The sequence below is a fragment of the Kitasatospora putterlickiae genome (assembly GCF_039527695.1).
Classification (GTDB): domain Bacteria; phylum Actinomycetota; class Actinomycetes; order Streptomycetales; family Streptomycetaceae; genus Kitasatospora; species Kitasatospora putterlickiae.
Map to the genome: position 1 here is coordinate 1 of NZ_BAAAKJ010000125.1, position 19,479 is coordinate 19,479.

Annotated in this window: 13 protein-coding genes and 2 pseudogenes; 4 read left to right on the plus strand and 11 right to left on the minus strand. The window is 75.4% G+C overall.

Going from position 1 to position 19,479, the window contains the following annotated elements:
* The coding region (locus tag ABD308_RS13165) for a non-ribosomal peptide synthetase family protein (protein WP_344332944.1) at positions 1–3,882 on the minus strand (3,882 nt) is incomplete at its 3' end.
* 577 nt (positions 3,883–4,459) lie between these two features.
* Between ABD308_RS13165 and ABD308_RS13170 the strand changes: the two genes are divergently transcribed.
* Positions 4,460–5,566 (plus strand): hypothetical protein, encoded by a 1,107-nt coding sequence (locus tag ABD308_RS13170; RefSeq protein ID WP_344332946.1) that lies wholly within the window; start codon positions 4,460–4,462, stop codon positions 5,564–5,566.
* A 264-nt stretch (positions 5,567–5,830) separates the two neighbouring features.
* Here the strand turns inward: ABD308_RS13170 and murQ are convergent.
* Positions 5,831–6,762, minus strand: a pseudogene (gene murQ / locus ABD308_RS13175) (N-acetylmuramic acid 6-phosphate etherase).
* A gap of 65 nt (positions 6,763–6,827) precedes the next feature.
* On the opposite strand from murQ, the gene ABD308_RS13180 reads away from it, so the two are divergent.
* Positions 6,828–7,469 carry an endonuclease gene (locus tag ABD308_RS13180; protein WP_344332948.1) on the plus strand — a complete coding sequence of 214 codons (642 nt, stop codon included), beginning with the start codon at positions 6,828–6,830 and terminating at the stop codon, positions 7,467–7,469.
* Positions 7,470–8,094: 625 nt separating this feature from the next.
* Here ABD308_RS13180 and ABD308_RS13185 read toward each other — a convergent pair.
* The 4 genes and pseudogenes from ABD308_RS13185 to ABD308_RS13200 all read right to left on the minus strand — a co-directional run bounded on the left by ABD308_RS13185 (position 8,095) and on the right by ABD308_RS13200 (position 12,747).
* Complete coding sequence (locus ABD308_RS13185) at positions 8,095–9,543, minus strand: hypothetical protein (protein ID WP_344332949.1); 1,449 nt, start codon at positions 9,541–9,543, stop codon at positions 8,095–8,097.
* Between the two features lie 61 nt (positions 9,544–9,604).
* Positions 9,605–10,288 (minus strand): annotated as a pseudogene (locus ABD308_RS13190) (DUF6445 family protein).
* Positions 10,289–10,423: 135 nt separating this feature from the next.
* The gene (locus tag ABD308_RS13195; RefSeq protein ID WP_344332950.1) at positions 10,424–11,431 is read right to left on the minus strand and encodes a YdcF family protein; all 1,008 of its coding nucleotides are present in this window, start codon (positions 11,429–11,431) and stop codon (positions 10,424–10,426) included.
* Between the two features lie 2 nt (positions 11,432–11,433).
* Positions 11,434–12,747 (minus strand): MFS transporter, encoded by a 1,314-nt coding sequence (locus ABD308_RS13200; RefSeq protein WP_344332952.1) that lies wholly within the window; start codon positions 12,745–12,747, stop codon positions 11,434–11,436.
* Between the two features lie 89 nt (positions 12,748–12,836).
* Between ABD308_RS13200 and ABD308_RS13205 the strand changes: the two genes are divergently transcribed.
* Positions 12,837–13,409 carry a MarR family winged helix-turn-helix transcriptional regulator gene (locus tag ABD308_RS13205; protein WP_344332955.1) on the plus strand — a complete coding sequence of 191 codons (573 nt, stop codon included), beginning with the start codon at positions 12,837–12,839 and terminating at the stop codon, positions 13,407–13,409.
* A gap of 28 nt (positions 13,410–13,437) precedes the next feature.
* On the opposite strand, the gene ABD308_RS13210 is transcribed toward ABD308_RS13205, so the two are convergent.
* The 5 genes from ABD308_RS13210 to ABD308_RS13230 all read right to left on the minus strand — a co-directional run bounded on the left by ABD308_RS13210 (position 13,438) and on the right by ABD308_RS13230 (position 18,805).
* Positions 13,438–14,988 (minus strand): esterase/lipase family protein, encoded by a 1,551-nt coding sequence (locus ABD308_RS13210; RefSeq protein WP_344332957.1) that lies wholly within the window; start codon positions 14,986–14,988, stop codon positions 13,438–13,440.
* Positions 14,989–15,133: 145 nt separating this feature from the next.
* The gene (gene pip, locus ABD308_RS13215) at positions 15,134–16,093 is read right to left on the minus strand and encodes a prolyl aminopeptidase (protein ID WP_344332959.1); all 960 of its coding nucleotides are present in this window, start codon (positions 16,091–16,093) and stop codon (positions 15,134–15,136) included.
* A 139-nt stretch (positions 16,094–16,232) separates the two neighbouring features.
* On the minus strand, positions 16,233–16,916 hold the full coding sequence (locus tag ABD308_RS13220) for a TetR/AcrR family transcriptional regulator C-terminal domain-containing protein (RefSeq protein ID WP_344332962.1): 684 nt from the start codon (positions 16,914–16,916) through the stop codon (positions 16,233–16,235).
* A gap of 189 nt (positions 16,917–17,105) precedes the next feature.
* Positions 17,106–17,924: a lysophospholipid acyltransferase family protein gene (locus tag ABD308_RS13225; protein WP_344332965.1), complete on the minus strand. Its 819-nt coding sequence runs from the start codon at positions 17,922–17,924 to the stop codon at positions 17,106–17,108.
* On the minus strand, positions 17,921–18,805 hold the full coding sequence (locus tag ABD308_RS13230; protein ID WP_344332967.1) for a GNAT family N-acetyltransferase: 885 nt from the start codon (positions 18,803–18,805) through the stop codon (positions 17,921–17,923). Before ABD308_RS13230 ends, ABD308_RS13225 begins: the two co-directional genes overlap by 4 nt.
* Before the next feature lie 234 nt (positions 18,806–19,039).
* On the opposite strand from ABD308_RS13230, the gene ABD308_RS13235 reads away from it, so the two are divergent.
* Positions 19,040–19,479, plus strand: a 440-nt coding sequence (locus tag ABD308_RS13235; protein ID WP_425554757.1) for a hypothetical protein, incomplete at its 3' end; no start/stop codon positions are given.

Consider the following 19,479-nt stretch of genomic DNA (forward strand, 5'->3'; position numbering starts at 1 on the left):
GTGCCCCACGCCGGCGATCGCGGCCGCCAGCTCCGCCACGCCCGGCTCGCGCAGCACGCCGTAGTGGTCGCCGGCCGGCCGCACCGTCCCCGGCGCGGCGGCCGACCAGCCGGAACTGCCCTCGATGAACGAGTAGTCGTCACCGGCGGCCTTGAAGACGGTCACCGGGGCCGACAGCCGGCGTTCGGCCAGCTCGCGGAAGCTGTACTCGAACTCGTACGTCTCCCCGACGATCCGGGCGATCCGGCGGATCAGCTCCTCGTCGAGGTCCGGCAGCAGCCGGTGGACGAAGGCGGCGAACCCGGCCTCGTCACGCACCTCGGCCAGGCACCGCTCCAGCCCCGGTCCGGCGATCGAGCCGGTGAACACCGAGTACAGGATCGTCAGGTACCCCGGGTTGCGGTAGGAGGACTCGCGCCCGTACCGCTCCCCGTCGGCCCGCCGCAGCTCCGGGTTGCCGGGGCAGATCAGCAGCAGGTCCGTGACCCGCTCCCCGGCCCGCTCCAGCTGCCAGGCCGCCTCGAAGGCGACCCGGGCGCCGAACGAGTACCCCCACAGGGCGTACGGGCCGTGCGGCCGGACCCGGCGGATCTCCGCCACGTCGGCGGCGGCCGTCTCCCGGATCGTCGGGTACGGCGTCTCCCCGGGGTTGATGCCGAACGACTGCACCCCGTAGAACGGCCGGCCCGAGCGCCCGGCGAGCGGGCGCAGGTTCATCGGGTAGCCGCCCAGCCCGGGCCAGCAGAACACCGGCTCCCCGGAGCCGTCGCGGTGCAGCAGCACCAGCCGGGACACCGGCGCCTGCGACGCCCCGGCGCCGGCCCGGGCGGCGTCGATCCGCGCCGCCAGGTCCGCCAGCCGCGGACACTCGAACAGCACCTGCAGCGGCAGCCCGGTGCCGAACTCCCGGTTCACCCGGTTGACCAGCGCCACCGCGATCAGCGAGTTCCCGCCCGCCGCGAAGAACCCGTCCGCCGTGGAGACGGCCTCGTACTTCAGCGCGGCCGCCCACACCCCGGCCAGCCGGCGCTCGGTCGGCGTCGACGGCGCCACGAACGGCGCGCCCGAACCCGCGTCCCGGACCCGCTCGGCGGCGGCCAGCGCCTTGGCGTCCACCTTCCCGTTGGCGGTCAGCGGCAGCGCGTCCAGCACCAGCACCCGGTTCGGGATCATGTAGTCCGGCAGCACCGCGGCCAGCTCGTCCCTGATCAGCTCCGCCGGGCCCCTCATGTGCACGGCGTCCTCCCGCATGCCCTCGCTGCGGACCTGCTCCTCGCTCACCCGCCCGCCGAGGAAGAAGTACGACGCCCCGGCCGGGATCCCGCACCCGGCCAGCACCGCCTCCATCCGCCGGGCGGACGGCAGCGGGTGGCCGCTCTTCGAGCTGTAGCCCGAGGACATGAACCCGAAGCCCAGCCCGTTGCGCTGCAGGTGGTGCAGCCGGGTGCCGAGACCGATGTACTCCAGCCACGGCTCGGCGGCCCGGCTCACCGCCGTGATGCCGAACCCCGCCCGCCGGTACACCTGCTGGTTGATCGCGATGACGTGCCGGGACTCCACCATCTCGTCCGAGATCCGGGTCAGCTCCCCGCCCTCGTACCGGTACAGACCCGCCGGCAGGCCCTCGACCCCGCCCGGATGGGCCTGCACGAACAGCTCGGTGTCGTCCCGGCGCGGCCGCCCGTCCTCCGGGACGATCGTGAAGCTGCCCAGGTAGAAGTCCTCCTCGGCGACGTCCAGCCGGTGCTGCACGTCCGGCTCGTGGCCCAGCGGACGCACCGCGAGACCGTACTCCGGCAGCACCTCCTCCAGCACGCCCAGCATGTGGCCGGCCTCGAACTCCAGCACCTCCTGGATGTTGTTGCGGTACACCGGCTCGATCGCGCCGCGCCGGCCCAGGAAGTGCAGCGCCAGCGGAACGCCCCCGGGACCGGCCTCGCCGACCCGGACCAGGGTGTGCTCCACCGGGTGGTAGTAGTACACGCCCGCGGCCGGGCCGTGCGAGCCGTCCGTCTCCAGGTACAGCTGGGTGGCGTACAGCGCGCCGGGGGAGGCGTACGCGTACTTCGGCAGCAGCCGCTCCTCGCTGTGGAACTGCCCGAACCAGCGCAGGACCGGGCCCAGTTCGGCGAGCGTGACGTCGTGGCCGCGGGTGACGTCGTGGACGCGCGTGCCGGACGTGCCGGCCGGGTGCGGGGCGGCGAGCAGCGCCAGCAGGTCGCCCCTGGTCACCGGGCCGCCCTCGAAGAAGCGGTAGGTCTTGCGGGCGAAGGTCTCCCGCCGCTGCCGCCCGCTCTCCCGGCGCCCCGGCAGCTCCACCACCGGCCGCCCGGCGAGCCCGGCGGCGTCGCGCACGCCCGGGTTGGACAGCTGCGCCTTCACCTGGAGCCTGCTCGCCTTGGACTGGTGGTGGCCGCCGTGGTCGCCCTGGTCCATCAGGGCGGCCTCCTTGGGGTTCAGCTCCACGCAGGCCACCAGGTTCCGGTGCCCCGTGCGGGTGTCGTCGGTGACCACGGCGGCCGCCCGGCGCACCCAGGTGTGCTCCTCGATCGCGAGCGCGATCTCGTCCAGCTCCACCCGGTAGCCGCGCAGCTTGACCTGGTTGTCCACCCGGCCCGCGCACCGCAGGGTGCCGTCCGGGTTCCACTGGGCGAGGTCGCCGGTGCGGTACAGCCGCTCGCCCGGCAGGTGCGGGGAGGCGACGAACCGCTCCGCCGTCAGATCCGGCCGGTTGAGGTAGCCACGGGCCAGCTGGACCCCGCCGATGTACAGCTCGCCGGTCGCCCCGACCTCCACCGGCGCCAGCCGCTCGTCCAGCACGAAGCAGCGGGTGCGGTCCACCGGCACGCCGATCGGCACCGAACCGGCCCCGTCGCCCGGCTCGGCCGGGTCGACCCGGTGGGCGGTCGCGTTGATGGTGCACTCGGTCGGGCCGTAGAGGTTGACCAGGCCGGCGCCCGGCAGCGCGGTGGCCAGCGCCCGCGCCAGACGCGCCGACAGCGGCTCGCCGCCCGAGTAGAGACCGCGCACGGTCGTGCACTCCGTCAGGCGCTCGGTGTCCAGCAGCGCCTGGAGCAGGGTGGGCACGCACTGCAGGGCGGTGACCCCGTGCGCGAGGACGGTGTCGATCAGGGCGTCCGGGTCGCGGTAGACGCCCGGCGCGCCCATCACCACGTGCGCGCCGGCGGCGGGCGCCAGGATCTCCCACTGCGCCGCGTCGAAGCTCATCGGCGTCTTCTGCAGGATGACGGTGTCCGGGCCGAGGTGTCCGGCGTCGGCCAGCCAGCGCAGCTGGGACACGATGCTGTGGTGCTCGATCATCACGCCCTTGGGGCGGCCGGTCGAGCCGGAGGTGTAGATGACGTACGCCAGCGACTCCGGGTCCGGGTCGGCGGGCCCCTGGCTCTGGTGGGGGATTCCGCGCGGGTCCGGGTCCGGGGCGTCCGGCAGGTCGGCCGGGAGCACGATCCGGGTGCCCGGCGGGACCAGCTCGGCGAGCCGGGCCCGCAGGTGCTCCTGGGCGACGATCACCCGCGTCCCGCTGGACTCGATCATCCAGCGCACCCGCTCCTGCGGGTACTCCGGGGACAGCGGCAGGTACCCGGCGCCCGCGTGCAGGATGCCCCAGACCCCGGTCATCAGCTCCAGCGACGGCTCGGTGTACAGGCCGACGCAGTCGTCGGCGGTCACCCCCAGCCGGTGCAGCCGCGCGCCCAGCGCGTCGGCGGCCGCGGCGAGCTCGCGGAAGGTCAGCCGGCCGCCCGCGCCGGTCACGGCGGTGGCGTCGGGCCGGGCGTCGGCCTGGGCGCGGAGCAGGTCGGGCAGACAGAGGGAGCGGCGGGCGTCGAGGAGTACGGCGGACAGGACGGACTCTGCGGTCATGAGGGGGTTCCCTGGGGTCGGTCCGATGCGGCCGCCCGGTGCGCCGACCGGGCGTGGCTTCCACCGTCGGCCGCCCGCTGTCCCGACCGCCTGGGGCGACGGCCGCTATCCGGCCCGCATTCGCGCCCGGGCCGGGGCGCGTTCCGGTCCCGGGTGTCCCGGGACGACGGCACGACGCGCCGGACGGCGGCGCCCCCGCCCTTCCGGCGGTCGGCGGGGAGGCCCACGGGCTCGTCCGCGCCTCGCCCGCTGGATGGACGCCGTGCGCGCGGCCGGCTGAGCGGGCGGGTCGGCCCGGAGGTGACGCCGGTCGCCTGGAAGTGGGTGACGAAGCCGTCGACCAGATGGTGCGCGATCGTCTCGACGGGCATCGGCGGCGCACGTCCTCACTCGCTCGGCTACCGGCACCGGCGCAACGTCGCGCACCGTCCTGCCCCATGGGCCGGAGGCCCAGGAGGCCTCACCGCCGGGCATGACCTCCGAGGTAATCGACCCCCCGGACCCCGTCCGGCAAGGTGATCACCGCCGGGCGGAGACGCCCTCCGACCTGGCGGTGAATCCACGGAAGGGGATCGACATGACGCTGGTTCGCCAGCCCGCCCGCCGACCGGAGCGCGGCGCCCGCACCGCGCTGTTCGCGGCCGCGACGGCCGCCGCGGTGGCGCTCGGCGCGGTCACCACCGCGACCGGCGCGACCGCCGGGACCACGGCCGGGGCCGGTGGGGAGCTCGCCGAGTGCGCCGACGTCCAGGGGAGGCTGGAGCGCCTGGAGGGCCGGCTCACCCCCAACGCCTGCGCCTTCCTCCAGCGCCAGCTCGCCTTCGGCGAGACCTCGACCGGAACCCCGCCCGCGCCCGGCGACCTCACCCACCCCCGGGTCCGCGTCTACCAGGAGATCTTCGATGACGAGGCCACCCTCTGGGAGGCCGGCGGCGCCCCGCAGCGCGGGCTGACCGCCATCGGCACCTCGATCACCCGCTCGCTCGGCCTCGTGCCGGACTTCCGCTACCGCGGCACCGAGGTGGTCGCCGACGGCGCGGTGGTGATGTTCGGCCAGTGGAACGAGGCCACCGTCAAGGGCCACCCGATCGCCTTCCCGCAGATCGCCCGGAACGTGCTGTCCGACGACGGCCGCACCATGCAGGCCCGCCGCTACTACGACCGCCACGAGCTGTTCAAGCCGGTGGCGCCCGAGCTGCGTCCGCTGTTCGCCGGTGTCGCCGACCCGGCCGACGCCGCCGCCGCGCCCGCCGACCGGCGCGCCCCGGAGCGGTTCCGCGCCGGGGAGATCACCGCCCGGCTGGCCGCCTGGAACGGCGAGGACGTCGCCGCCCTGGTCGCCCGGACGGGCGCCGCACGCCTCGGCGGCCCCGGCCTGGCGGCGCCACTGGCCACCACCGGGGGCAAGGCCGACTACCTCCGGCGCCTCTTCGAGCAGACCGACGTCCGATTCAAGCCGGGCCAGGTCGCCTTCGGCCGGACCATGACCTACGTGGAATGGCACGGCACGGCCGTCCCCGAGTGGACCAAGGACCCGGCGACCGGGCAGGGCACGGAGGTGCCCTTCGGCATCGTCGAGCGGATAGGCCCCGGCGGGCAGTGGGAGCTGTTCTTCGACACCCTGCCGCTGATCGCCACCGAGCCGGAGATCGGCGACCTCTACCGCCGCCTCGCTCAGCCCTGACCGTCCCCCGCCCCGGCCCTGGTCACCCGCGCTCCTGGCCCGGCGGTGGGGGTGCCTCCTCGGCATTCCCTCCTCGATGACCCGTAGTACCCGTCTTCCAACACCCGTGGGCGCGGGGGCGGAGCCCGTTCGGCGGCGACGGCGCCGAAGACCGAGAGCCAGGGGGGCATCAGCACGGGAGGCGCGTCGGGCTCGCGCCGGCCCTTGCCCAGTCCGGGCCCGGCGGGGCGCCTCAGGGCGGTCGACCAGCGTGACCGCCCGGGCTCACCGGCCGCCCCGCGCCAGCTCCAGGGCCTCGCGCAGCCGGCCGCCCGCTGCGGCGAGCAGCCGGGCGGCGGCCGGGGCGTCCGCGCCGGTGAGGACGACCAGGACGGCGTCCTTCACCTCGCCTCCCGTGGCCGCCAGCGCCCGCCGCGTCGTCTCCTCGTCCGCGCCGGTGATGTCGGTGACGATCCGCCGGGCCCGGTCGCGCAGCTTGGCGTTGCCCGCGCGGACGTCGACCATCAGGTTCCCGTACGTCTTGCCCAGCCGGACCATGACCGCCGTGGAGAGCATGTTCAGCACCAGCTTCTGCGCCGTCCCCGCCTTGAGCCGGGTCGAACCGGCCACCACCTCCGGCCCGGTCACCACCTCGATCCCCAACTCGGCGGCCGCGACCAGCGGTGACCCGGCGGTCCCCGCCAGTCCGACGCCCAGGGCCCCGGCGGCGCGAGCGTGGCGCACGGCCGCCACCGTGTACGGGTGCGGCCGGAGGCGGAGACGCCCACCACGGTGTCCTCGGCCGTGAGCGCCAGCGCGGCCAGGTCGGCGGCCGCCAGCCCGGGGCGGTCCTCGGCGCCCTCCACGGCGCGCACCAGGGCCCCCGGGCCGCCCGCGATCACGCCCACCACCTGGCCCGGGGCGGTGTTGAAGGTCGGCGGGCACTCCCCGGCGTCCAGCACCCCGAGCCGCCCGGCCGTCCCGGCGCCCGCGTAGACCAGCCGCCCGCCCCGGGTCATCCGCCCGGCGACCGCGTCCACCACGACGGCGATCCGCGGCAGCTGTCCGGCCACCGCGTCGGTGACCGCACGGTCCTCGGCGTTCAGCAGCCGCAGCAGCTCCAGCGTGCCCAGCCGGTCGAGGCCGGTCCACTCCGGCCGCACCTCCTCCGTGGCGGGGCGGTCGGCGTTCTCCATACCGCCTCCCTCCCCGCGCATGACCGCCGCCAACCCGGGCAGGTGCCAGGCAGGCCAGGACGGCAGGCCGGGAAGCGAGGCGCGTCATGGGGAACGAGGAAACGGTGGCCGCCTTGCTGAAACGCTTCGGCCGCACCTACGCCGAGGAGGCGGGCATCACGCTCCGCGACACGCCGGCCCCGCTCTACCGGCTGCTGGTCCTCACTACGCTCAGCTCGGTGCGGATCAGCGCGGACCTCGCCGTCGCGGCGGCCCGCGAACTGTCCGCGGCGGGCCTGCGCACCCCGAAGGCGATGGCCGCCTCCCGTTGGCAGAGCAGGGTGGACGCCCTCGGCCGCGCCCACTACGTCCGGTACGACGAGAGCACCGCGACCGCCCTCGGCCGGGGCGCCGAGCTGCTCCTCGACCGCTGGCACGGCGACCTGCGCCGCCTGCGGGAGGAGGCCGACGGCGACCCGGCCCGCGTCGGCGGGTTGCTGCGCGAGTTTCCTCGGATCGGTCCGGTGGGCGCGGGAATCTTCTGCCGGGAGGTTCAGGTGGTGTGGCCTGGTCTGCGTCCGTCCTTCGATGACCGGGTTCTGCGCGCTGCCGCTGATCTGGGCCTGCCCCGCACCCCCGACACCCTCGCCGCCCTCGTCCCACCACGCGATCTCGCCCGCCTCGCCGCCGCGCTCACCCGGCTCAGCCTGAGCCACGCGGCTCGCCCTCGTGACCTCCTGGCGGCGTGAGGGCCGGAGGCCGATGGCGGGCGGCGGCGGGTTGCTGTGCGAATTTCCTCCCTTCGCCGAGCGGGTCCTACGGGCTGCCGCTGATCTGGGCCTGCCCCGCACCCTCGGCTCAGGTTGAGTCACGTGGCCCGTCCTCGTGACCTTCTGGCGGTGTGAGGGCTGGAGGCTGATGGCGGGCGGCGTGTCCTGAGGAGGGCCGGAGGCCCCGCTTGCGTTGCCGGGTTGCTGTGCGAGTTTCCTCGGATCGGGCCGGTGGGTGCGGGAATCTTCTGCCGGTGGTGTGGCCTGGTCTGTGTCCGTCCTTCGCCGAGCGTGTCCTGTGGGCTGCCGCTGATCTGGGCCTGCCCCGCACCCTCGGCTCGGCCTGAGTCACGTGGCCCGTCCTCGTGACCTTCTGGCGGCGTGAGGGCCGGAGGCTGATGGCGGGCGGCGTCGGTGGGCCGGGAGACCTCGCCGGATCGAGTCGGGGCGGCCTTGGTCGCATCGGTGAGGAGGAGGGCGGGTGCGGGTTCGCCGCCGTCCCGGGGCTTCGGCGGCTCCGGGCGCACGGCCCGCCAGGCCGCCTCGTCGCTGCGTCGGCTCTGCTGATCAGTGCGGTCGGTGACGGCGGGCGGCACCTGCGGGCTCACCAGGGTGCCAGCCGGGTGACCAGGGCGCGGGCGGTCTCGGGTGGCAGGGACGGGTTGGTGGCGGCGGCTTCGGCGAGGTGGGGGAGGTCGCCGCCGATCAGGTCCGTGAGCACCTCCGGCGGCAGGGCCGGGTGGGTGGCGGCGATCGGGCTGGCCTCGTTGTCCGTGAGGCAGGCGACCAGGGCGGGGCCCGGGGCCGCGGGGTGCTTGGCGATCGCGCGGAGGGCCTTGCTCACGGGCGGCCGGTGGTGGGCCAGGTCGGTGAGCAGGGCCGGGGAGGCGTCCGGGTTGGTGGCGATCCGGGCGGCGACGCGGACGGCGTGCCGGGTGAGCATGGCGCGCAGCAGCGGCTCGGGCAGACCGGGGTGCGGGGCTATCGCCTTCAGAACCTTGGCGTCCGGGTCGGCGGCCAGCGCGTCGCGGATCGCGGGCGGCAGGTCGCGGCGTTCGGCGACCAGCATCCGGACGGCCGGTTCCGCCGAGGCGGCCAGCTCCGCGACCTCGGCGGGGGAGGCGGACGCGATCCGGGGCAGCAGTCTGGGCCAGGCCCGTCCCCGGGCCGCGAGCCGGGTGAGCACGTCGAGCGGTACGCGCGGGTGGTCGACCAGCCCGCGCGCGATGTCGCCGTCCTCGTCCGCGGCGAGGGTGCGGATCACCTCCTCGCCGATGGCCGGGTTCTCGGCGAGCGCACGGCGGACCGGCGGTTCCGGGTCGTGGGCGAGCCGCAGGTACAGCTCGGCGGGGAGGTCGGTGCGGGCGGCGAGTTCGGCGCGCAGCGGTGTCGCGGGGTGGTCGGCGAACGGGGCGGCAGCGGTAGCGGGCGTGGCGGGGTGGGCGAGGACGGCGGCGGCGGTCTCGTGCTGCGCGGTGCCGTGGTCGGCGGTGAGCAGGGCGGTCAGGACCGGCGGTGGCGTGCGGTCGTTGGCGGCCACCGCGCGGCGGACGGCGCTGTGCGGGTGGCGGGCGAGCTCCGTGGCGAGCGCGGGTGGCGCCGTGAGGGCGAGTTCGGCGATCACTTCGGGGTCCGGGTCCTGGGCGAGGCGCCGCAGCACGTCCTCCGGCAGGTCCGGGCAGGCGGCGAGCCGTTCGCGCCGCCGGGGGTCCGGGTCGGCCGCGAACCGCCGTGCCCACTCCGGTGGGCCTTCGCCCCGGGCCAGCAGGGCGAGGGCGGCCTCGGGCCGGGTCGCGGGGTCGACGTCGGCGGCGGTGAGCCGGCCGTCGTGGGCGAGCCAGGTGGCGGCGTCCTCGACGCCCGCGGCGAGCGTGAGCAGGTGGGGCCGGCCGAGGTCGTCGCGGTCGGTGAGCTCGTAGGCGAGGTGCTCGGCGAGCGACGGGTCGGCGGTGGTCGTGGCGAGGGCGATCAGCCGGTCGACCAGATCGGAGGGCAGGGCGGGGTTGGCGGCGAGGCCGCACAGGACGCGGTCGGGGTGGAGCACGGTGGTCACCCCGGACATCCTGCCCGGTGGCCGGTGCGCACGGGTCCTCGGCCAGGCCTTCCGGTCCTCCTCAGGCCATCCAGAAGAAGACCGCCGTCATCCGCCGGTCCGCCAGGGCGAGGCCGTGGTACGAGGTGGCGCTGTGGATGAGGTTGGCGTGGTAGACCAGCAGCCGGTTGTAGCGGTTGGGAACGCGGACGTCCTCGGTGAAGGCGTCGGCGGGGACGCGGCGGGTGCCGAGGGCCTCGACCAGGTTGGTGTGCGGGGCGGTGACCAGGTTGCCGCCGAGTCGGCCGCCGGGGAACCGCTGGCGGTAGAAGCCGGTGCCGGCGTCCTTGGGCGCGCCGGGGCTCAGGTAGAGGACGGCCGCCTAGCGGCAGAGCGCGCGGGAGTCGGTGTGCGGGCGCGGCTCCGACTCGCCGGCGCCGACGAGTTGGACGCAGTTGTGGTTCAGCGTGCCGCCGTCCGGGGCGCTCTGCACCCAGAGCCGCGGGGCCCCGGCGGCGTTGCGGACGAGAGCCTCGACGCGGGCCAGTTCCGCCGGGTCGAGGCCGGGCGTGGTCCGCAGCCCGGGCCAGGTCTCCGGCCGGTAGGGGCGGCCCTCGGTCCAGTCGTTGCGGTCCAGGCAGCGGCGCCGGACCGCGTCCGGGTCGGGCAGGACGTCGTCGAACACCCAGTAGTCGCGGCCGGGGGTGGGCTTGCGGTAGGGCAGCACGGGGAGGGCGGCGGTCCGGCCGGCGGGCAGTGGAGGCATGCGCTGACCATAGGTTTCGCCGCCCCCAACATTCTGCCGTGAGCAGGTCAACCTTTCGTCAAGGTGGGCACGCCCTGGGGGAGGCCGGCCCGGCTGGGCTCCCGCCACGACGGCTGACCGCCGGCCACGACGGGGTCACCCCCCGGCCACGGCGGCGAACAGTCCGCAGGCGGCGAGGAAGCCGCAGATCCCGAGGTTGACCAGCTTGTGGGCGAGGAAGACCGCCGCGAACTCGCGGATCGTCGCGCTCGGCCAGTAGTAGCGGGCGGTGGGCGAGCCGAAGACCTGGCCGGTGACGCCGGTCTTGCGGGCCATCAGGGCGGCCCGGAAGGCGTGGAAGTTGTTGGTGACGATGACGCAGTGGTAGTCGGGTTTGGCCTCCTCCATGATCACCTTGCTGAACAGCAGGTTCTCCTCGGTGGTGCGCGAGCGGTCCTCGCGCGTGACGTGTTCGGCCGGGAAGCCGCGCTCGACCAGGTAGTCCGCCATCGCGTGGGACTCCGGCAGCTTCTCGTCCGGACCCTGGCCGCCCGAGGTGATCAGCATCGGCGGGTTGCCGCGCGCGGCCTGCTTCTCGTAGACGTCGCGGCCGCGTTCGAGCCGGCTGGCGAGCAGCGGCGGCACCCGCTCGCCGCCGATCAGCCCGGAGCCCAGTACCACCACGAAGTCCACGTCACCGCGCGGCCGGTGAAGCTGGTAGAGGAAGGCGTAGCCGACGAAGCAGACGAAGAGGAAGGAGACGTAGCCGACCACCAGCATCGCGGTCGCCGCGAGGATGCCGAGCCGGTCGGATCCGGTCGCCACCGCCGCGGTGAACAGGGCGATCACCCCGAGGATGCCGAGACCGGCGAGCAGGGACAGCAGGTTCGCCGGCCGCATCCCCTCCTTGCGGATCATCGTCAGCCCGTTGGAGAGCAGGAACCAGACCAGGGCGACGGTGCCGATGGTCGGGAGCAGGGCGATCAGGGCCACCGCCAACTCGGCCACCAGGGTGGGCGCCCGGCGCAGTTCGGCGATCAGCGCGAGGGCGAGGAGGGTGACCGCGATGCCGAGCAGGACGGCGTTGCTGAACCGGCGTCGGTCGCGAAGGACTCCGATTCCGCAGAGGAGGAAGAAGAAGGCCGCTGGGGCATAGGCGATCATGCTCATATCGTAGGGTTCCGCCGGACGGCCCCGCTGACAGTCTTCCCGCTGACGGTCTCCCCGTTGGCAGGGCGCTCGTTGACGCCGCCGGTCTCCGTCCCCGCGACGTCCGGAGCCGCCGCCCGCCCGATGCCGCGGACGCCCGGGGCGGCCGCGGTGCCGGCGCAGGCGAGCGCGACCAGGGCGGCCGTGACCAGCAGCGGCCCGGTGCTGCCCCAGGCGTCGGCGGCCAGCGGCGCGAGCGTGTAGCCGAGCGGGGCGGCGGCCAGCGACAGCAGCCAGTCGTAGGAGGTCACCCGGGCCAGCACCTGCGGCGGGAACTCCTGCTGCACCACCGTCTGCCACACCGGGCTGAGGAAGCCGAGCCCCGTCATCGCCAGCGCGTACGCGGCCACCGTGAGCGGTGCCGGCGCGGCCACGGCGAGGGCGGTCAGCGGCAGGGCGTACAGGGCCAGACCCAGGTTGGCGACCAGCACCGGCCGCCGCGGCCGGTAGCGGCCCGCGAGCAGCGAGCCGGCCAGCACGCCGCACGCGGCGGCCTGGGTCATGGCGATCCACACGCCGTCCCCGCCCAGCCGCCGGGTGGCGATCAGCGGGCCGAGGGTGAGCAGTACGGCGGCGGCGCCGTTCCAGACGCCGTGCCCGATCAGGCTGCTCCAGTACCAGTCGCGCGAGCGCACCTCGCTCCATCCGTGCAGCAGGTCGGTGCGCAGCGAGCGGCGCTCGCCGGGGGTGTGCCGGATCCGCAGCCCGGTCAGCAGCGCCGCGCTGACCAGGAAGGAGGCGCCGTCCAGCAGGAACGCCCAGCCGGCTCCGGCCGTCCAGACCAGCGTCCCGGCGAGCGCCGGGCCGCCGAGCCGGGCGGCGTTGGCGGCCGAGGCGAGCAGCGCGTTGGCCCGCATCCGCTGCGGCCCCGCCACGGTGGCGGCGACCAGCGGCGTCGCCGTCGGCATGGCGAAGGCGGAGGCGACACCGCCGACCGCCGAGGCGACGGCGATCGGCGCCAGCCGTGGCTGGTCGGCGAGCAGTTCGAGGCCGACGGCCAGTTGGGCGGCGGCCCGCACCAGGTCGGTCACCAGGGCGACCAGCCGGGGGTTGACGCGGTCCCCGACGACGCCGCCCAGCGGGAGCAGCAGCAGTCGCGGGACCATCGCGCAGCCCAGGACGAGGGCGAGCGCGCCGGAGGAGCCGGTCGCCCGGGTGACCGCGATGGCGAGCGCGGCCGGGACGACGGCGTCGCCGAGGGTGGAGATCGTCCGGCCGAGGAACAGCAGACGGAAGTCGGGCAGTCGCAGCGGGTGCTGGGTCAGGGTCACGGGGACGACTGTATTTCGGTGCCGAAGTTTCGGCAACGAAATATTTTTCCCCCCGAATCCCCAGCTCACGGGCGCCTAGACTCGGGGGCATGACACGCGCGACCCCCCGGACGGCGGCCGAGCGGCCCCGCGACTGGACCGACGGCCACGTCGAACGCTGGCGCTCGGTGCTGCCGCACCTCGACCCGGACGTCGAGGGCGCCGTCACCCGGATGAGCAAGCTCACCCGCCACCTCGGCCGGGTCCGCGAGCAGGGCGTGGCCGACTACGGCCTGCAGAAGCACGAGTTCGACACCCTGCACGGCCTGGCCGGCCGCGGCGGCCGGGCCACCCCGTCCGATCTGCGCGCCGACCTCAACCTGGCGCCGGCCTCGGTGACCGGCCGTCTGGAGGGGCTGGAGCGGCGCGGATTCATCGTCCGCACCCCCTCCAGCGACGACCGCCGCCGGGTCGACGTCGAGCTGACCGAGGCGGGCCGGCTGGCCTGGCGGCAGGCGCTGGACGTGGTCGGCCGCGAGGAGCAGCGCATGCTCGGCGTGCTCGGTCCGGTCGAACGGCGCCAGCTCTCCGACCTGCTGCGCCGCGTCCTGCTGGCCGCCGAGCAGCCGGTGCCCGAGGCCAAGGCCGGGCCCGCGCACCCGGAGACCGGCTGGCACGCCTGAGGCGGCCCGGGCGTCGGCCGCCGGGCCGTCAGTTCCAGGGGCCGACCCTGAGGCGGATCCGGGCGTCCGGGCCGAGGATCGGCCGGGTGGTGGCCGGCAGCGGGACGTGGGCGAGCCAGGAGGCGGCCCGCGGGTCCTCGTCGGGCAGCGGGTCGCCGGTCGGGCGGAGGTCGCGGATCGCCCCGGCCACCTCGGAGTTCCAGTGCGCCCAGGCCGCCGGACGCGGTCCGTCGGCGTCCACGTCGACGATCAGGGTGTCCGTGAAGTCGGCGGTCTGCTCCAGGTGGTCGCCGAAGCCGAACAGTCCGTGCCGCTGGCGCAGCGAGAGCAGGTTCAGGTCGAGGACGAACCGCAGTGGTCCCGCCTCCTTCGGGCGCAGCCGGCTGGAGAGGAAGGTGGTCGCCAGCGGGACGGCGCCGTCCCCGGCGGTGGCGGCCCGGGAGCGCCGGCTCGCCTCGGTCGGGTCGGAGAGCTGGATCGGGCACCAGTGCGGGGCGGCCCGTTCGTGCATCAGCACCGGCAGTCCGCGCACCGTGAGCCGGACCTCCGCCTGCCAGGTGACCTCGTCGTCCCCGGGCAGGCTCACGCCGACCAGGTCGGTGGCGGCGCGCAGGTCGCCGAACAGGAAGCGGCGCAGGTTCTGGTAGCCCTCCTCGGAGTTGACCAGCCCGTAGCTGCCGCTGTGGCTGCGGTAGGCGAACGCCCGGTTGGCGCCGGTGACCTGGGCGTTCTCGATCTGCACCAGCCCGTCGCTGCGCGGGCCGACGGCCTCGGCCGAGATGCCGTGGCCGACGTCGTAGTCCCGGGAGTTGGTGCCGACCATGCAGAACACCCGGTCGAGCGGGAAGCGGCCGGCGGCCTCCGCGGGCCCGCCGCCGCCGTCGTCGTCGGTGATGTCCACCGCCCGCCAGCCGTCCGGCGGCCCGTCCGGGTCGGGGCGCGGCGTCAGGTACTGGTACATCCGCTCGGGGCCGAAGACGTCGGAGCCGTTGATGTTGAACAGGTCGCGCAGCGCCTCCGGGATGCCGAAGCCGACGGCGAAGGTGATGCCGCCGTGCGGCGTTCCGTAGGTGAACAGCTTGGAGACGTAGTCGGTGGCGCGTTCGCCGCGTTCGACCGGGATGATCTTCTGCAGCAGGCAGCGGCAGATCAGTCCGCCCATCGAGTGGGCGACCAGGTTCACCCGGCGCGCGCCGGTCCGCTCCCGCACGCGGTCGATCAGCTTCAGCAGGTCACGGGCGGCCGTCTCCAGGTCGAACGACCGGGCCTGCTCGCCCCAGGTGCCGGAGCAGGCGTCGTAGAAGCGGTGGATCCAGATGCTCTCGGGGGGAGGGGCCTCCTCCGTGCCCGGGCGCGGCCCGCCCTCGACGGCGATGTGGTATCCCTCGTCGAGGTGCAGGCGCAGTAACGGGCTTTCGAACTGGTAGAGAACGGGGTTGTCCTGGCGGCCGACGCGGATGTGCGTCGAGCCCTGGTTGAATCCGTAGAACGGATCCGTGACGGCCTTCTCGATCCCGGGGGTGCCTCCGGCGTATCCCCGGACGTAGATGATCGGGAGCCCGGCGGACGGCGTACTCATGGCCGGCCTGCCCTCTCCGCGGCCGGTACCGGCCGGCACCGGCCGACCCGTTGGGATGGGAACCTCTCCCCCCAGTGTCGGCGGCCGGCGCCGGCCTGTCACCCCCGGCTCCGGACCGTTGATGACCCGTCACTGCCCGTGGGGGCTACCGCCGCGCGAAGCGCTCGATCGCGGCCAGCACCGCCTCGCCGGTGGCGGGGCCGCCGGTGTGCCCGGCGTCCTGGATCACCGTCAGCTCGGCGTCCGGCCAGGCCTTGGCGAGCGTCCAGGCGGTGTCCAGCGGACTGCCGAGGTCGAGGGCGCCGTGGATCAGCACGCCCGGGACGCCGGCCAGCCGGTGCGCGTCGCGCAGCAGCCGGCCGGGCTCCAGGAAGGCCCGGCGGGAGAAGTAGTGCGCGGTGATCCGCACGAAGGCGGTCAGCGCCTCGGCGGGACGGTCCGTGTAGGCGTTCGGGGAGCCCGTGGTCTCGTGGGCGATCACCGCGTCCTCCCAGGTCGCCCAGGCGACGGTGGCCGCGTGGCGGACGGACTCGTCGGGGTCGTTCAGCAGCCGGTCGTACGCGGCGAGCAGGTCGCCGTCGCGGTCCTCGGGCGGCAGCGCGTCGCGGAAGGCCTCCCAGGGGCCGGGCAGCAGCCGTCCGACGTCCCGGTAGAGCCAGTCGATCTCCTCCGGCCTGGTCGTGGTGACGCTGCTGATCACGATCTCGGACACCCGGGCGGGGTGCGCCTGGGCGTAGGCGAGGATCAGGGTGGAGCCCCAGGAGCCGCCGAACAGCAGCCACCGCTCGATGTCCAGGTGCTCGCGCAGCCGCTCCAGGTCGTCGATCAGGTGCGCGGTGGTGTTGTGCTCCAGGCTGGTCGCCGGGTCGGCGGCGTGCGGCTCGCTGCGGCCGCAGTTGCGCTGGGAGAACAGCACGAGCCGGTAGCGCTCGGGGTCGAAGTACTTCCGGTTGCGGACGTTGAGTCCGGAGCCCGGTCCGCCGTGCACCACGACGGCGGGCTTGCCGGCCGGGTTGCCGGACACCTCCCAGTGGATCCGCTGGCCGTCGCCGACGTCCAGCAGGCCTTCCGCGTAGGGCTCGCAGACGGGGTGGAACGCGGTCATGCGGGTGCCTCCTCGGTGGGACGGGTCGCGCCGGGCGCCCGCGAGACTAGCGGTCGGCCGGGCCGGGGTCGAACGATTTCGGGGCCGGCGGAGGGCGGCCGGGTGGCCGGCCGCGCTCGGGCGAAGGGCGGCCGGGTGGTCAGCCGCGCCCGGGCGGGAGCAGCGCCGCCAGGCCGTCGAGGATGCGTTCGAGGCCGAAGGCGAAGCGGGCGTCGAGGTCCGGCCCGGTGAGGTCGTCGGCCATCGCGACCAGCCGGGGGAACTCGTCGGCCGGCAGCGCGCGGAACCGCTCGGCGGCGTCGTCGGCGACCTGGCGCCGGCCGGTGCCGGTGGTCTCGGCCGCCGCCATCGGGGACTGCTCCTGGAGCACGAAGCCCTGCACGTACGCGCCGAGCAGGTAGGAGACCATCGCGGCGTCGGCGGCGGAGAAGCCGGCCCCGCGCAGCCGGTCGAGCTGGTCCTCCAACAGGCGCAGCAGGTTCGGGCCGGGCGCGAGGCGGCCCGCCACCACCTTGGCCGCGTCCCGCCTGCCGAGCAGGTGGGCGCGGTAGCGCTCGCAGTAGGCGCGCAGCTGGACGCGCCAGTCGCCGGTGCGGGGCGGGGCCTCGACGTCGGCCATCAGCGCGTCGTTGAGGAGGTCCAGCAGCTCCTCCTTGTCGCGGACGTGCCAGTACAGCGAGGCCGCCTTGACCCCGACCTCGGCGGCCACCTTGCGCATCGACAGACCGGCCAGGCCGTCGCGTTCCAGCACCCGCAGCGCGGCCCGCGCGAGCGCCTCCCGGGTGAGTGCGGGCGGGGCGGCGTCGTCCTGGTCGGCCGGCATGCGGTCCTCGCTGTTCCTGGTTCCCCGGGCGGGCTGCGATGGGCGGGCTGCGATCGCGTTTGCAATCTAACACTGTTAGGTGCACGCTGTCCTCCATCGAACCGGCCCCCGACCCCGCCCGGCGGGACCTCCCCGCCGGGCCGCGGGCCTGATAAGGGGGCCTGACGAGGGGCCTGACCGGGGGGAGGGTCAGCGGATGCCCTCCACGGCGCACTGGGCGGTGCGGGCCAGGGCCCTGCGGGCCTCCCAGGGGTGGGACGGGTCGGCGGGCGGGGCCGGGATCGCCGTGCGGAAGACCAGCTCGGCGACCAGGCCCCGGACGGTCCCGACCCGGGCCAGCGAGGTGAGCAGGCCGTCCTCGCCGACGAAGGCGGGGACGCTGGTGGGACGGCCGTCCGCCAGCCGGTAGCGGATCGCGACCGGCTGGACCGGGGCGCCGGACCGGACGGCGGCCTCGAAGAAGGCCGGGCGGAAGCGGCCGCTCTCCCGCCCGCACCAGGTGGAACCCTCCGGGAAGACGATCACCGGGTGGCCGGCCCGAAGACCGTCGGCCACCTCGTCGACGGCCGCCGGCAGGGCGCGCAGCCGGTCGCGGTCGAGGAAGACGGTGCCGCCCCAGGCGACCACCGGGCCGAGCACCGGCCACTGTCGGACCTCGGTCTTGGCCAGTGAGCGGCCCGGGCGGGCCGCGGCGATCAGCGGGATGTCCAGCCAGGAGACGTGGTTGGCCACCAGCAGCACCCCGCCCCCGGCGCCCGGCCCCGGGTCGGGCTCGATCCGCACCGCGACCCCCAGCGAGCCCAGCAGGCCGCGCGCCCAGAACCGCGCGAGCCGCTCGCGCGGCCCGCGCGGCAGTGCCCGCGCCGGCAGGGTGAGCGCGATCCCCACCGTGAGCACCGCCAGGCAGGCGGCCAGGCGCAGGACCCGCCGGGGGAGGGCGACGGTGGGTGCCGGGTCGGTCAGGCAGTCCTCGGGCGTGCAGGAGGCCGTCGGCAGCCAGACGCTCATGAGACCGCTCCCGGGGCCGCTTCCGGGGCCGAGGCCGGGGCCGCCGCGGTGCCGACGCCGCCGACCCCGGAGAGGAAGTGCCGCAGGTAGCGCGGGTCGGTGCGCTCCAGCGACAGCAGCACGAACAGGTCGGCGCACTCGAAGTCCGGGTCGTACGCGGGCTCGCCGCAGACCCAGGCGCCCAGCCGCAGGTAGCCCCGGAGCAGGGCCGGCAGCGGCGCCTTCGCGGCCCGCGCCACCCCGGTGGCGTCCCAGGGGCGGTGCGGGGTGACCCGGTACCGCTCGGGGGCGAGGTGCTTGGCGGCGACGGTGTCCCGGACCCGGGCGGCGGTGGCGCCGCCGTCCTCCAGGGAGATCGAGCAGCAGCCGCCCACCCAGGTGTTGCCGGTGTCGGCGAGGTAGCGGGCGATGCCGCCCCACATCAGGTTGATGACGGCGCCGTTGCCGCGGTGCTCGGCGGCGATGCAGGAGCGGCCGAGCTCGACCAGGCCGTCGCGCAGCGGGGCGAGGCCGGCGAGGTCGAACTCGCCGTCGGAGTAGAGCCGGCCGGCCCGGCGGGCGGCCTCGGGGCGCAGCAGCCGGTAGGTGCCGACGACCGCGCCGTCCTCGCCCTCGCGGACCAGCAGGTGGTCGCAGAACTCGTCGAACGGGTCGACGTCCAGCCCGGGGACGGCGCTGTGCAGGGTGGCGCCGAGTTCATCGGCGAAGACCTGGTGGCGCAGCCGCTGGGCGGCGCGGACGTCGTCCTCGTCGCGGGCCAGCGCGACGGTGTAGACGGCCGAGGCGGAACCGGACGCGCTCTCCTGGCGCGCGGCGGGCACCGCGCCGGCGGCCCGGACGGGGGTGACTGCGGGCGGAGCGTACGAGGGGACGGTGGTCATGGCGGACCCTCCAGGGCAGCACGGACGACGGTGGGCCACGGGGTTCGCGTGGCACCGGCCCGGCCAGGCCCGTACGGTCGACGGGTCTGCGAACCGGCATCCGTATGTCTCTCCAAGTCGGCTGGCGTCCACGTTGCCGTTCGGCGGAGCGCAGATGTGCACCTGCTGAATGCGGCCACTCGACGTGTGCGGGACATCTGTCGGGCACCAGGTCGCCGCCCTATCCTCCGCTGCATGGGGTGGATTCCGGGGGCGGGACTCTGGCGGCGCTTCGCCAGTGACATGACAGTGGTGCTGGTGTGCCAGGCGGCGGCGACGGCGGGGCTCGCCCTCGTCTACCTGCTGGCGAGGGCGGTCGGACTGGCGCCCTCGCCGTGGTGGTGCCTGGTGGTGGCGATGGCGCTCGCGCTGCACCTGGTCGGCGAGCGCTGCTGGGAGGACGACCGGCGGCCGAGGGCGGCGCTGGTGTCGCTGGCCGTGGCGCTGCTGGTCGCGGTGGCGCCGTACCTGCTGATCGGCGTGGCGGCGGGCTGGTCGGAGGCGCAGGCGGCGGACACCTACGCCTCGGGCGCGATGGCGGGCGGGCTGCTGCTCGCCGGGTACGTGGTGCGCGCCGTGCACGCGCTGCGCAGCGGCGCCCACCCGGCCCGTCCGGACGCCCCGGCCCGTCCCCC